This window comes from Actinoplanes sp. NPDC049118, assembly GCF_040648555.1.
GTDB lineage: Bacteria > Actinomycetota > Actinomycetes > Mycobacteriales > Micromonosporaceae > Actinoplanes.
In genome coordinates, this window is the sequence record NZ_JBEZDY010000012.1 from 136,118 (window position 1) to 150,570 (window position 14,453).

The 14,453-nt window shown below is 71.0% G+C and carries 12 protein-coding genes; all 12 read left to right on the top strand.

Annotated elements, in window-relative coordinates:
* Positions 1-3 precede the first annotated feature (3 nt).
* Positions 4-1,224 carry a deoxyguanosinetriphosphate triphosphohydrolase gene (locus tag AB0B58_RS20485; RefSeq protein WP_360225528.1) on the top strand — a complete coding sequence of 407 codons (1,221 nt, stop codon included), beginning with the start codon at positions 4-6 and terminating at the stop codon, positions 1,222-1,224.
* Positions 1,225-1,243: 19 nt separating this feature from the next.
* Positions 1,244-3,094 (top strand): DNA primase, encoded by a 1,851-nt coding sequence (gene dnaG / locus AB0B58_RS20490; RefSeq protein WP_360225530.1) that lies wholly within the window; start codon positions 1,244-1,246, stop codon positions 3,092-3,094.
* Positions 3,091-3,621 (top strand): hypothetical protein, encoded by a 531-nt coding sequence (locus AB0B58_RS20495; RefSeq protein ID WP_360225532.1) that lies wholly within the window; start codon positions 3,091-3,093, stop codon positions 3,619-3,621. The genes dnaG and AB0B58_RS20495 overlap by 4 nt, the downstream gene beginning before the upstream one ends.
* A 32-nt stretch (positions 3,622-3,653) precedes the next feature.
* Positions 3,654-4,574, top strand: a complete 921-nt coding sequence (locus tag AB0B58_RS20500; RefSeq protein WP_360225534.1) for an ABC transporter ATP-binding protein — start codon at positions 3,654-3,656, stop codon at positions 4,572-4,574.
* Position 4,575: 1 nt separating this feature from the next.
* A complete protein-coding gene (locus AB0B58_RS20505; protein ID WP_360225536.1) occupies positions 4,576-5,328 on the top strand; it encodes an ABC transporter permease in 753 nt (250 codons plus the stop codon).
* A gap of 13 nt (positions 5,329-5,341) precedes the next feature.
* A complete protein-coding gene (locus AB0B58_RS20510; protein ID WP_360225538.1) occupies positions 5,342-6,151 on the top strand; it encodes an ABC transporter permease in 810 nt (269 codons plus the stop codon).
* A 168-nt stretch (positions 6,152-6,319) separates the two neighbouring features.
* Positions 6,320-7,486, top strand: a complete 1,167-nt coding sequence (locus AB0B58_RS20515; RefSeq protein WP_360225540.1) for a YihY/virulence factor BrkB family protein — start codon at positions 6,320-6,322, stop codon at positions 7,484-7,486.
* A gap of 275 nt (positions 7,487-7,761) precedes the next feature.
* On the top strand, positions 7,762-8,940 hold the full coding sequence (locus tag AB0B58_RS20520) for an ROK family transcriptional regulator (RefSeq protein ID WP_360225542.1): 1,179 nt from the start codon (positions 7,762-7,764) through the stop codon (positions 8,938-8,940).
* Complete coding sequence (locus tag AB0B58_RS20525; protein ID WP_360225544.1) at positions 8,937-10,571, top strand: sugar ABC transporter ATP-binding protein; 1,635 nt, start codon at positions 8,937-8,939, stop codon at positions 10,569-10,571. Before AB0B58_RS20520 ends, AB0B58_RS20525 begins: the two co-directional genes overlap by 4 nt.
* Positions 10,572-10,699: 128 nt before the next feature.
* The gene (locus tag AB0B58_RS20530) at positions 10,700-11,662 is read left to right on the top strand and encodes an ABC transporter permease (RefSeq protein ID WP_360225919.1); all 963 of its coding nucleotides are present in this window, start codon (positions 10,700-10,702) and stop codon (positions 11,660-11,662) included.
* 61 nt (positions 11,663-11,723) lie between these two features.
* Complete coding sequence (locus AB0B58_RS20535) at positions 11,724-12,767, top strand: substrate-binding domain-containing protein (protein ID WP_360225546.1); 1,044 nt, start codon at positions 11,724-11,726, stop codon at positions 12,765-12,767.
* A 34-nt stretch (positions 12,768-12,801) separates the two neighbouring features.
* Positions 12,802-13,986, top strand: a complete 1,185-nt coding sequence (locus AB0B58_RS20540; RefSeq protein ID WP_360225548.1) for a Gfo/Idh/MocA family oxidoreductase — start codon at positions 12,802-12,804, stop codon at positions 13,984-13,986.
* Positions 13,987-14,453: the final 467 nt, after the last annotated feature.

A 14,453-nucleotide genomic window follows, 5' to 3' on the forward strand; every position in this document is an offset into this window, starting at 1 on the left:
GACATGACGGACGGCGATGCCCTGCGGTGGGTGCGCGAGCCCGCCAAGGACAGCGGGTACGGGCGCTCCCAGTTCGAGCGCGACCGGGCCCGGGTCCTGCACTCGGCCGGGTTCCGCCGGCTCGCCGCCAAGACCCAGGTGCACACCGCCGGGTCGGACGACTTCCTGCGTACGCGGCTGACGCACTCGCTCGAGGTCGCCCAGATCTCCCGCGAGATGGGCACCCGGCTGGGCTGCGACCCCGACGTGGTTGACGTTGCGGGCCTCGCACACGACATCGGCCACCCGCCGTTCGGGCACAACGGCGAGGCCGCCCTGGACGAGGCCGCGCAGCCCTGCGGCGGCTTCGAGGGCAACGCGCAAACCCTGCGGATCCTCACCCGGCTGGAGGCCAAGGTCGACGGCGCCGGGCTCAACCTGACCCGGGCCTCGCTCGACGCGAGCTGCAAGTACCCCTGGCCGCGGCGCCCCGACCGGCGCAAGTTCGGAGTGTACGACGACGACCGCCCGGTTTTCGACTGGATCCGCGAAACGGCGCCGGCCGGCGAGCGGAAGTGTCTCGAGGCCCAGGTCATGGACTGGGCCGACGACGTGGCCTACTCCGTGCACGACGTCGAGGACGGCGTGCACGGCGGCTACCTCTCGCTGCGGCCGCTGCTGCTGGACGCCGACGAGCGCGCCGAGCTCTGCGCCGACGTGGCGGCCACCTACTCCGAGGAGGGCACCGAGGCGCTCGGCGAGGCGCTGCGGCTGCTGCTGGCCGACGAGGTGGTGACCGCCGTGGCCGACTACGACGGCGGGCGCCGCTCGCAGGTCGCACTCAAACGCATGACGAGCGTGCTGACCGGCCGGTTCGTGTCCTCGGCGGTCGGTGCGACCAACAGCCGCCACGGCTCGGACCCGGTACGCCGGTACGACGTAGACCTGATCGTCCCGCGTACCGTCCGTAACCAGTGCGCACTGCTGAAAGGCATGGCGTTGCGCTACGTGATGCGCGCGCGGGCCGCTGAGGAGTGGTACGAGCGGCAGCGCGCCATCCTCATCGACCTGGTCGCGGTGCTCAGTGAGCGGGCGCCCGAGCACCTCGACCCGATGTTCGCGGAGCTGTGGAAGGCCGCGGAGACCGACGCCGCGCGACTGCGGGTGGTGATCGACCAGGTCGCCTCGCTGACCGATCCGGCGGCGGTGGCCTGGCACCGGACCCTCGTGGCGGCCGATCGCTAGCGCGAGGCAGTATGTAGCCGTGGCGGGCAGGGTCAAGGACGAGGACATCGCGCTGGTCCGCGACCGGACCTCGATCGCGGAAGTGATCAACGAGACCGTGACGCTGCGGTCGGCGGGCGGCGGCAACCTCAAGGGGCTGTGCCCGTTCCACGACGAGAAGACGCCGTCGTTCACCGTGTCTCCCGCCCGAAATGTATATTTCTGCCACGGTTGTGGTGCGGGCGGCGATGCCATCAAGTTCCTGATGGACGCCGAGCATCTGACGTTCATCGAGTCGGTCGAGCGGCTGGCCGGCAGGGCCGGCATCCAGCTGCGGTACGACGAGTCCGGGTTCAAGAACGACGGCCCGCGCCAGCAGCCGGGTCAGAAGCAACGGCTGATCGCCGCCCACGCGGCCGCGGCCGAGTTCTACCAGGATCAACTGACCACGCCCGGCGCGCGCAGCGCCCGCGAGTTCCTCGCGCAGCGCGGCTTCGGCCGCGCCGCCGCCGAACGCTACGGCTGCGGCTTCGCGCCCGACGGCTGGGACCACCTCACCAAGCACCTGCGGCAGAAGGGCTTCACGGCCGAGGAGCTGACGGCCGGCGGCCTGGCCAAGCCCGCCCGCTCCGGCTCGCTCATCGACCGCTTCCGCCGCCGGCTGCTCTGGCCGATCCGCGACCTCACCGGCGACGTCATCGGCTTCGGCGCGCGCAAGCTGTTCGAGGACGACGACGGCCCGAAGTACCTGAACACCCCCGAGTCGCCGCTCTACAAGAAGTCGCACGTGCTCTACGGCATCGACCACGCCAAGCGGGAGATGGCCAAGCGGGGCCGGGCGGTAATCGTCGAGGGCTACACCGACGTGATGGCCTGTCACGAGGCCGGCGAGCCGACGGCCGTCGCGACCTGCGGCACCTCGTTCGGCATCGACCACATCGGCGTGCTGCGCCGGCTGCTGATGGACAGCGACAGCTTCACCGGCGAGATCATCTACACCTTCGACGGGGACGCGGCCGGTCAGAAGGCGGCCCTGCGCGCGTTCGAGGAGGACCAGCGCTTCGTCGGGCGCACCTTCATCGCGGTCAGCCCGGACAACATGGACCCCTGCGAGCTGCGGCTGGCCAAGGGCGACCTGGCGGTCCGCGACATGATCGCGAGCCGGGAGCCGCTTGTCGACTTCGCGCTGCGGCAGACGCTGTCCCGTTTCGACCTGGACACCGTCGAGGGCCGGGTCGAGGCCATGCGCCGCGCGGCGCCGCTGGTTGCCAAGATCAAAGACCGGGAGAAGCGCCCCGAGTACGCCCGCAAGCTCGCCGCCGACCTCGGCATGGACCTCGAACCGGTGCAGCGGGCCGTGGCGTCGGCGTCGTCGCCCGAGTCGTCGCCCGGAGCGGCCGCGCCGCGCCGGGCCGCCGACAGCCCGCAGCGGCTCGTCGAGCGCGAGGCGCTGAAGCTGGCCCTGCAGCACCCGGTGCTCGCCGGCCCGATGTTCGACGCGCTCGGCCCGGAGACCTACGGCGACCCGGTCCTGCAGGGCATCCGCAAGGCCGTGGCGGCCGCGGGCGGCACCGCCGCCGCGACCGGCGGCGCCAGCTGGATCGAGGCCGTCCGCGATGCCTGCGACGACCTGGGCGGCAAGGCGCTGGTCGGCGAGCTCGCGGTGGTGCCGCTGCACGTCGACGGCGAGGCCGATCTGCGCTACGTCCAGGTGACGCTCGCCCGGCTGCAGGTCGGCGCGGTCACCACCCGGATCAAGGAACTGAAGTCCAAGGTGCAGCGGATCAATCCCGTCGCGCACAAGGACGAGTACCTGGCACTGGCCGGGGAGCTCTTCTCTCTCGAACAGCACGCTCGCGCACTGCGCGACCAGGCGGCAGGTGGACTGTGAGTTTCTTTCGTCGGAGCCCGAAGCTTCCCGCGGCCCTGAGCCCCGCCCTCGAGGCCGAGGAGCGGATCCTGGCCTGGGCGTACGTCGGCGAGCCGGGCGAACGGGTGCTGGTGGCCACCAACCGGGGGCTCTGGCTGCCGGAGGGCGGGCGGCTCGGCTGGCACGAGATACACAAGGTCGCCTGGTCCGGCCGCGAGCTGCTGATCACGCCCGCCGAGACGGCCCGGGAGCGGGACGGCTACACGGTCCAGATCGACGCGCCCGTCGTCGGCTTCCTGCTCCTCGAGCCCGGCGAGCTGCCCGATCAGGTACGCACGCGGGTGACCCGCTCGGTCGCATACACCTCGCACCACCCGCTGCCGCCGAGCGGCGGCGTACGCGTCGTCGGCCGCCGGGTCAGCGGCGTCGACGGCCTGACCTGGGCGGTCCGCTACGACGCGCGGACGGCCGTCGACGCGGACCCGATCGTCGAGGTCACCGACCAGCTCGTGGACTCGGCCCGGGAGGCCAACACCCCGCCTGGCTAAACTTGTCGGACCCGTTCACTAGGGTCTGCCGGGTGACACTCATTCACGCCCGGGGGCTGGTCAAACGCTTCGACGGCTTCACCGCGGTCGACGGCATCGACGTCGATGTGCAGCGCGGTGAGGCGTTCGGCTTCCTCGGCCCCAACGGGGCCGGCAAGAGCTCCACCATGCGGATGATCGGCTGCGTCTCCCCGCCGACCGACGGCACGCTGAGCATCCTCGGCATGGATCCGCTCCGCGACGGGCCGCGGATCCGGGCCAAGCTGGGCGTCTGCCCGCAGCTCGACAACCTCGACCTCGAGCTGACCGTCCGGGAGAACCTCACCACCTACGGCCGCTTCTTCGGCATCCCGCGCAAGGTGGCCCGGGCCCGCGCCGCGGAGCTGCTCGACTTCGTCCAGCTCACCGAGCGGGCCGACAGCAAGGTCGACACGCTGTCCGGCGGCATGAAACGCCGGCTCACCATCGCCCGCGCCCTGGTCAACGAGCCCGAGATCGTGCTGCTCGACGAGCCGACGACCGGCCTCGACCCGCAGGCCCGGCACCTGGTCTGGGAGCGGCTGTTCCGGCTCAAGCGCCAGGGCGTGACGCTCGTGCTCACCACCCACTACATGGACGAGGCCGAGCAGCTCTGCGACCGCCTGGTGGTGATGGACGGCGGAAAGATCGTCGCGGAGGGCTCACCCCGCGCCCTGATCGAGCGGCATTCGACGCGCGAGGTGGTCGAGCTGCGCTTCCACGCGGAGTCCCAGGAGGTCTTCGCCGGCAAGCTGGACGGTGTGGGGGAGCGGGTCGAGGTGCTGCCCGACCGGATCCTGCTCTACGTCGCCGACGGCGACGGCGCGGTCGCCGAGGTGCACCGCCGGTCGCTCAGCCCGGCCAGCGTGCTGGTGCGCCGCAGCAGCCTGGAGGACGTCTTCCTGCACCTCACCGGCCGGACCCTGGTGGACTGAGATGACACGCTACGTCCTGGAATACCACCTCGTCAGCTATCGGCGGATCTGGCGATCGAGCGTGCTCTCGTCGTTCGTGCTGCCGCTGCTGACCATGCTCGGCTTCGGGGTCGGCGTCGGTGCCTACGTGACGGGCGGCGTCGAGGGCGTGCCCTATCTGGACTGGATGGTCCCGGGCCTGATCGCCTCGACCGCCGTGCAGGTCGCGATGGGCGACTCCACGTGGCCGGTGCTCGGCGGCTTCGAATGGCAGCGGTTCTACTTCGGCCAGGCGGCCGCGCCGCTGCGCGTCGCCGACATCCTCGACGGGCACCTGGCCTTCATCGTCTTCCGCACGCTGACCAGCTGCGCGGCGTTCCTGCTGATCGCGACGGCGTTCGGCACGCTGCACTCCTGGTGGGCGCTCGCGACGCTGCCGATCGCGGCGCTGGTCGGCCTGGCGGTGGCCACCCCGACCTTCGCCTACTCGGCGACGATCCGCACCGACAGCTACCTGGCGATTCTCTTCCGGCTCGGGATGATCCCGATGTCGCTCTTCTCCGGCGTCTTCTTCCCGGTCGAGTCGCTGCCGGTGCTGCTGCGCTGGATCGCGTACGTCCTGCCGCTCTGGCACGGCGTCGACCTGAGTCGGGCCGCCACGCTGGGCGTCGCTCCCGCCTGGTCGGCGACCGGGCACCTGCTCTACCTGGCCCTCTGGGCCGTTCTCGGCTGGCTCCTGGCATACCGGCAGTTCGGCCGCCGGCTCGTGGTGTGAGAGGACTTCCCCCATGGTGACCCTGCTCCTGCCGCGGCTGATCTCGTTCGAGGGCGTCGCCCGTCGTTCGGCGTCCGTGGTCGAGCGCAACGCGTCGACCCTCCGCACGGCCTACTGGCTGGTGATGGCGTCGGGGTTTCTCGAACCGGTCCTCTACCTCTTCTCGATCGGGGTCGGGGTGGGCTCGCTGGTCGGCGACCTGACGCTGCCGGACGGCCGGGTGATCGAGTACGCGGCGTTCGTGGCCCCGGCGATGCTGGCCGCGTCGGCCATGGCGGGTGCGCTGTCGGAGACCACCTTCAACTTCTTCAGCAAGATGAAGTTCATGAAGCTCTACGACGGGATCCTGGCGACCCCGGTGCGGCCGATCGAGATCGCCCTGGGCGAGCTGGCCTGGGCGATGATCCGCGGCAACATCTACGCGGCCGCCTTCCTGGTGATCATGGTGGCGATGGACCTGACCACGGCGGGCCTGGCGCTCGGCGCGTTCGCGGCGGCGGTGCTGGTCGGCTTCGCCTTCGGCGGCCTCGGCATGGCGCTGTCCACGTTCATGCGCAGCTGGCAGGACTTCGACCTGATCGCATCGGCCCAGTTCGCGCTCTTCCTGTTCTCGGGCACCTTCGTGCCGGCCCAGTCCTACCCGTCGGTGCTGCGCTGGGTGGTGGAGGCGACGCCGCTCTACCGCTCGGTCGACCTGATCCGGGCGATCACTACGGGTGCGGTGGGCTGGGTCCAGCTGGTGGACGTGCTCTACCTGCTCGTCCTGTTCGTGGTGGGTCTGATCGTCGCGGGCCGCCGCATGGGCAGGCTGCTCTGCCGGTAGCCGCGGCCCGCCCTGCGGGTGTGCTGTGCGGCCGCTGGGAGCCGAGAGGTTAGGACCGCCATCCGGTGGGCATTTTCAGTGCTCGACCGCACTGTGCGGGCCGCCCTCGAGGGCGGCAGGCGCCGGACCGCGGTAGACCACGAATGCCCGCCTGGAGGTGTGCCCGCGATGAGGCTTCTCGGTAAGGCCGATCACTCGGCCGACGACAAGGCCGATCGTCCGGCCGACGGCCCGACGGCCGCCGCGCCCTCCGGGACCGGCGCCGCGACGGGTACCCCGGAGAGTCCCGACGAGGCGCGCGCCGCCGGGGCCCGGGACACCGAAAAAAGCGGCATCGGCCTCGATGACGCCGCGGGCGGGGCCCGGCCGGCTCCCGGCCCCGATGCGGGCCCGAACGGGCCGTCGGGGCTCGGCGGGAAGGGCATTGTCGGCGCGCTCAAGCGCACGTTCAAGCAGTTCTCCGAGGACAACGTCACCGACTGGGCGGCGGCGCTGACCTACTACGGCGTGCTGTCGATCTTCCCGGGTGTCCTGGTGCTCGTGTCGATACTCGGCATGCTGGGCGACGACGGCCAGAAGACCGTGCAGGACAGCGTGAAGGAGATCGCTCCTCCCGCGATCCAGAGCCTGCTGGACCAGGTGCTCGGCCAGGTGGCGGATCCGGGCTCGGCCGGGCTGGCGGCCCTCATCGGTATCGTCGTGGCCTTCTGGTCGGCGTCCGGATACACCGGCGCCTTCATGCGCGCCTCGAACTCCATCTACGACGTGCCGGAGGGCCGGCCGGTCTGGAAGACCCTGCCCATCCGGCTCGCGGTCACCGCGGTCATCGGCCTCATGCTGATCGCCTCGGTCTTCATCGTCGTGTTCACCGGCGACGTCGCCAGGGTGACCGGCGACGCGATCGGCCTGGGCTCCGCCGCGGTTGCCACCTGGGGCATCGCGAAATGGCCGGTCCTGATACTGATCGTCAGCCTGATGTTCGCGATCCTCTACTGGGCCTCGCCGAACGCGAAGACCGGTGGCTTCCGCTGGGTCAGCCCCGGCGGCATCTTCGCGGTGCTGGTGTGGCTCGCCGCCTCCGGCGCGTTCGTCCTCTACCTGGCCAACTTCGCCAACTACAACAAGACCTACGGCACGGTCGGTGGCCTCATCGCCTTCCTGGTCTGGCTGTGGATCTCGAACATCGCCATCCTGCTCGGCGCCGAACTGGACGCGGAACTGGAGCGCGGCCGGGCCATCGCGGCCGGCCACCCCGCCGATGACGAGCCGTTCCTGCAGCTTCGCGACGACCGGAAGCTCAAGAAGGGCAGCGAGAAGGGCTTGAGCACCTCCTAGTCGTTCCTCCCCCGCCCGCCGGCGGCCGCGCACCCGATCCGGGTACGCGGCCGTCGGCCTTTTCTCCGGCCCGCACGGCCCCGGCGCCGCGCCGACGGGAGGCCGTGACATGCGGCGGTTCGTGCGGTGGGTGAACCCCTGACGGCGACTTTTGAATCAGGCGACAAAAGTTTGCCAGAATCAACGAGAAGGTATGGACGTGTGCGGCGGAAGGGCCCTAGTGTGACGGGCGTGACACCGCACTGTTTCAGCGGTGTGAACGGCCGGAGGTGCCAGTGCACGTCATCGATGCTCCCCATCTGCGCCTGTTGCGCCTGCTGCGGGACGAGGGGCCGATCTCGCGTGCCGAGCTCGGCGATCGGCTCGATCTGACCCGTCCCCGCCTGCTCGCGGAGGTCGAGCGGCTCGTCGCCGCCGGCTACATCGCCGAGGCCGGCATGGCCGCCTCTCGCGGCGGCCGGCGCTCCACCCTGGTCGAGTTGCAGCCGCAGCTGCGCTTCGCCGCCGTCGACCTCGGCGCCAGCTCCATCGACATCGAGGTCACCAACGGCCGGCTCGAGCCCGTCGCGACGTACCAGGAGGCCGCCGACATCCGGTCCGGGCCCAAGGTGATCCTGCACCGGGTCAACGAGTTGCTCGCCAAGGCCCGCAGCGACGGTGCCTTCGAGCGGCTCGACGCCGTCGGCATCGGGGTTCCGGGCCCGGTCAGCTTCCGCGACGGCGTACCGGTCTCGCCGCCGATCATGCCGGGCTGGGACCGTTATCCGGTCCGGGAACTGCTGGCCCGCGAGCACGGCTGCCCGGCCGTCGTGGACAACGACGTCAACATCATGGCGATCGGGGAGCGGCACGGCGGGGTCGCCCACTCGGTCGACGACTTCCTCTTCGTCAAGATCGGCACGGGCATCGGCTGCGGCATCCACCTGGGCGGCGGCGTCTACCGCGGGGTGGACGGCTGCGCCGGCGACATCGGCCACATCCAGGTCGACGCGCACGGTCCGATGTGCTCGTGCGGCAACGCCGGCTGCCTCGAGGCGCTCTTCAGCGGCGCCGCCCTGGCCCGGGACGCGCTCGCCGCCGCACGCAGCGGTGAGTCGCCGGCCCTGGCGGAACGCCTCGCGGCGGGCGGCGAGATCGGCGCCCGCGACGTCGCCGAGGGCGCCGCGGAGGGCGACGTCACCTGCATCCGGCTGATCCGCGACGGGGGCCGCCGGCTCGGCGCGACCCTCGCCACGCTGGTGAGCTTCGCGAACCCGTCGATGATCGTCATCGGGGGCGGGCTCGCCCAGCTCGGTCACATCCTGCTGGCGGAGATCCGCAGCGTGGTCTACCGCAGGTCGCTCCCGCTCGCTACCGGCAACCTCCCGGTGGTGCTCAGCGAGCTGGGCGCCCGGGCGGGCGTGAGCGGCGCGGCGGTCCTGGCCAGCGACACGGCCTTCGAGCAGGCGTCATGACGGCCCCGGACGACCGGGTCGACCCCACGGCCGGCACGACCCCCGCCGGGGCCGAGACCACGGGCGCGCCGGGCACGGCCGCGATTCCCCGCCAGGACGCCGGGCCCGCCGCCGAGCGCACCGGCGAGGTGGTGCTCAGGCTCGAGGGCGTCGTCAAGACCTTCCCCGGCGTGCGGGCGCTCGACGGCGTCGAGCTGGAGGTACGGGCCGGCGAGGTGCACTGCCTGCTCGGCCAGAACGGCGCCGGCAAGTCCACCCTCATCAAGGTGCTCGCCGGCGTACACCACGCCGACGAGGGCAGCGTCACCTGGCTGGGCGAGTCCTTCGCCCCCGCCAGCCCGCAGGCCGCCATGCGCGCCGGCATCGCCACCATCTACCAGGAGCTCGACCTCGTCGACGACCTCTCGGTTGCCGAGAACGCCTTCCTCGGCCACGAGGAGAGCCGGGGCGGCTTCCTGCGCCGGCGCTCCACCGCGTACAAGACGAGGGAGATCCTCGGCCGGCTCGGGCACGCGCACATCTCCCCGCGCAGTCTGGTCCGTTCGTTGCCCGCGGCCGGCAAGCAGATCGTCAGCATGGCCCGGGCGCTCTCGCACGACGCCCGGCTGATCGTCATGGACGAGCCCAGCGCCGTGCTCGCACACGACGAGGTCGAGAACCTCTTCCGGATCATCCGCGACCTGACCTCGCACGGCATCGCGGTCATCTACATCTCGCACCGGCTCGAGGAGATCCGCGACATCGGCGACCGGGTCACCGTGCTCAAGGACGGCCGGACCACGGCCGCGAACCTGCCGGCGCGCGGCACGCCGACCCGGGAGCTGGTCAGCCGGATGACCGGCCGCACCATCGAGTACGTCTTCCCGCCCCGGGTCGAGGCCACGCCCAGGGAGCCGCTGCTCGTCGTCGACGGGCTCACCCGCGACGGTGAGTTCGCGGACGCGTCGCTCACCGTGGGAGCGGGGGAGATCGTCGGCATCGCCGGGCTGGTCGGCTCGGGCCGGTCGGAGCTGCTGGAGACGATCTTCGGGGCGCGCCGGGCCGACAGCGGCACGGTCACCCTCGACGGCAGACGGATCACCACGATCGGCGCCGCGGTCAAGCACGGCATGGGCATGGCGCCCGAGGAGCGCAAGAGCCAGGCGCTGCTGCTGGACCTCCCGATCTACCGGAACATGACGCTCTCGTCCTTCACCGGGTACGCGCACGGCGGTTTCACCGACACCCGCAAGGAGTTGGCCGCCGCGTCGCAGACCGCCGACCTGCTGGAGCTGCGCCCCCGCGACGTGGGCCGCGCGGTGCGCACGCTCTCCGGCGGAAACCAGCAGAAGGTCGTCGTCGGGCGGTGGCTGCTCGGCGGCACCAGGCTGCTGCTGCTCGACGAGCCGACCCGGGGCGTGGACGTCGGCGCCCGGGCCGAGCTCTACCAGGTGATCCACGACCTCGCCGCTCGCGGCGTCGGCGTGCTGCTGGTCTCCAGCGAGGTCCCCGAGGTCCTCGGCCTCGCGGACCGGGTCCTGGTCATGCGCGAGGGGCACCTGATCCACGAGGCGCCCGCCGACGAGATCGACGAAGCCACTGTTCTGGACCTCGTGATGGCGGGGTCCCTCATGGAAGGGGAGCCGGCGTGACGGATCAGAGCACGAAGCCGAGCCTGCCGGCGCAGAACCCGCCGGCGCAGGGCCCGCAGGACGGTGCGCACAAGGCGGGCCGGGGTAGGCCACGGGCCGACTGGCTCAAGGGCGAGGGCGCGGAGCCGCTGCGGCGCAACCTCGGCCTGGTCGGCGTGCTCGTCATCCTGGTGATCATCGGGATCGTCACCAGGCCCGAGCTGTACGGCGACCCGACCTGGGTCAAGAACAACGTGTTCACCATCCTGCAGCAGGCCTCGGCGATCGGCGTCGTGACCGTCGGCATGACCTTCGTGATCATCGGCGGCGGCATCGATCTCTCGGTCGGCGCGATCATCGCGCTCGCCGGCGTCTGGTCGACCACACTCGCCACCCAGAGCTACGGCGCCGCCGGCATGATCTTCACCGCGCTCGTCGTCGGCGTCGCGGTCGGGCTGGTCAACGGCGTGCTCATCTCGTACGGGCGGCTGGTCCCGTTCATCGCGACGCTGGCCATGATGGTCGCGGCCCGCGGCCTGGCGGCGCAGATCTCCGGCAAGCAGACGCAGGTCTCGACGAACTCGACGATCAACGCCATCGCCACCACGAAGATCGCCGGCATCCCGCTGCTGGTCATCATCCTGGGCGTGGTGGTGACGCTGGGCTGGGTCCTGCTCAACCGCACCACCTTCGGCCGGCGCACCGTCGCGGTGGGCGGCAACACCGAGGCGGCGCGGCTGGCCGGCATCAACGTGCGCTGGCACACCGTGCTGCTCTACGCCCTCTCGGGGCTGTGCTGCGGCATCGCGGCCATCATGCTCACCTCGCAGGCGACCAGCGCACAGGCCGCGATGGCGAACCTGTACGAGCTCGACGCGATCGCCGCGGCGATCATCGGTGGCACGCTGCTCAGCGGCGGCCGCGGCACCATCATCGGCGCCCTGTTCGGGGTGCTGGTCTTCTCCACCATCACCAACCTCTTTGCGATCAACAATCTCTCCACCGAGGTCCAGAACATGGTCAAGGGCGGCATCATCGTCGCCGCCGTGTTGATCCAGCAGTTCCGTTTCCGCTCCGTGACCCAACTCCTCGGGCGCAAGCCCACCTCCTGAGCAAGCCCCCCACATACAGGCGACCGGCAACGGCCGCCCGGTCACCCCTGGGAGAAATCCGATGAAAGATCTGTCCCGTCGCCGCATCCTCTTCGGTGGCGCCGCCCTCGGCGCCGGAGCCCTGCTCACCGCGTGCACCAGCAACGACCCGGGTGAGAACACCCAGATCAAGGCCGAGGACACCGACAGCAACCCGAACGCCGCACCCGGCACCAAGGTCGTCATCGGGTTCTCCGCGCCGGGCGCCGACCACGGCTGGATCGCCGCCATCACCAACAACGCCAAGGCGCAGGCCGAGGCGTACTCCGATGTGGAGTTCAAGAGCGTCGAGGCCGGCACTGACGCCGCCGCCCAGCGCGCCGCGATCTCCACGCTCATCGCGCAGAAGCCGACCGTGATCGTCCTGCTGCCGCACGACGGCAAGGAGCTCAACGCGGTCGGTCTGGAGGCCATGAAGGCCGGCATCCCGGTCGTCAACCTGGACCGGGCGTTCCCCGACCAGGCCGCGTACCGCCTGCAGATCAAGGGCGACAACTTCGGCATGGGCCTGGCCGCCGGCACCTACGTCGCCGCCCAGCTCAAGCTCAAGGGCGTCACCAACCCGATCATCGGCGAGATCCCCGGCATCGACTCGCTCGAGCTGACCCAGGAGCGCTCGGCGGGCTTCAACGCGGCGCTCGCCCAGAACGGGTTCAAGGTTGCCAACCGCCGTCCGGCGGACTTCACCGCCGACGGGGGTCAGCGGGCCGCGACCGATCTGCTGCAGGCGCTGCCGAAGATGGACGCGCTCTGGAACCACGACGACGACCAGGGCATCGGCGTGCTCGCCGCGATCAACCAGGCCGGCCGCAAGGAGTTCTTCATGGTCGGCGGCGCCGGTTCCAAGGCGGCCATCGACCAGATCGCGGCCGACAACAGCGTCCTCAAGGCGACGGTCACCTACAGCCCGTCGATGGCCTCCTCGGCGATCTCGCTGGCCCGCCTGATCGGCCAGGGCAAGGGCATGTCCGACCTGGTCGAGCTCCAGGTACCCAAGGAGATCACCCTCGCCTCCGAGACGATCACCAAGGAGAACGCGGCCAAGTACGCCAAGCTCGGCTTCTGAGCGGTCCTTCTATTTCGTGGTAAAAGGAGATCTGATGGGGCAGCTGCGGGTCGGCATGGTCGGCTACGCGTTCATGGGCGCCGCGCACTCACAGGCTTGGCGCACCGTCAACCGCGCGTTCGACCTGCCGCTGTCGGCACGGATGTCGGTGGTCTGCGGCCGCGACGAGGACAAGGTCGCGGCCGCGGCCGCCAAGTTCGGGTGGGAGGGGCACTCCACCGACTGGCGGGAGTTGATCGAGCGCGACGACATCGATCTGGTGGACATCTGCACGCCGGGTGACACCCACCGGGAGATCGCGCTCGCCGCGCTCGCCGCGGGCAAGCACGTGCTCTGCGAGAAACCCCTGGCCAACTCGGTGGCCGAGGCCCGCGAGATGGCCGAGGCCGCGGCACAGGCCCAGACACGCGGGGTACGGGCCATGTGCGGCTTCAACTATCGCCGGGTTCCCGCGGTCGCGCTGATGCGGCAGCTGGTGGCCGCCGGCCGGATCGGGAAGATCCGCCACGTGCGGGCGGTCTACCTGCAGGACTGGATCGTCGACCCGGAGTTCCCGCTGGTCTGGCGGCTGCGCAGGGAGGTGGCGGGATCGGGGGCGCTTGGCGACATCGGCGCGCACATCGTCGACCTCACCCAGTACGTCACCGGTCAGGCGATCACCGAGGTCAGCGCCCTTACCGAGACGTTCGTCCGCGAGCGTCCACTGCCGAGCGCGGCCGCCGGGTTGTCGGCCGCGGGCGATGGGAGCGCGGGCTTCGGGGAGGTGACCGTCGACGACGCCGCGCTGTTCCTGGCCCGGCTCGACGGGGGAGCTGTCGCCACCTACGAGGCGACCCGCTTCGCCACCGGCCGCAAGAACGGGCTGCGGGTGGAGCTGAACGGGTCGCTGGGCTCGGTGGCGTTCGACTTCGAGCGGATGAACGAGCTCGAGTTCTACGACGCCACCCTGCCCTCCGCCGAGCAGGGCTTCAGCCGGATCCTGGTGACCGAGCCGGACCACCCGTACCTGGCGGCGTGGTGGCCGCCGGGGCACCCGATCGGCTACGAACACTCCTTCACCCACGAGATGCGGGACCTGATCGCGGCGGTCGCGGCGGGCGAGGACCCGACCCCGTCGTTCGCCGACGCGCTACAGGTGCAGCTCGTGCTCGGCGCGGTCGAGCGCTCGGCCGCGGCGTCGGCCTGGGTACCCGTGGAGGCCGCCCTGGCGGTCGTCTGAGGGCCGAACCTCCGCCGTACGCCGTGAGGGACGGCACGGTTGCGCCCCGTGCCGTCGGGCGTACGACGGAGCGGCTGTCCGGCATCGACCGACCGGGTTCCCGATCGGTGCCGGGCAGCCGCGGGACGTCCGCACGTGTGGTCGTTCCGTGCGTGTCCAAGTGTGCAATTGATGAACGGATAACGCTCTCTTCGCGGGTGTGTCGACTTGCCTCGAGGGGAACGCATGGGCAGCTCATCGGGGCGGGTCCATCGGCGGAAGCCGATGGGACCGCCCTTTGTGGATCATGTCTGTGCCGGTCACGGCGTCGCACGGCGCGTACGCCGCTGATCCGGCAGGCGGTCGAGTCTCGTATCCGAGGGCAGACAAACCACGGATGGAGGCGTCATGGCACCCCGTCGGTCCGCCACGACAGCGTCGAAAACCCGCGGCCAAATGATCCATACTGGACGCAGCACGAACCGATG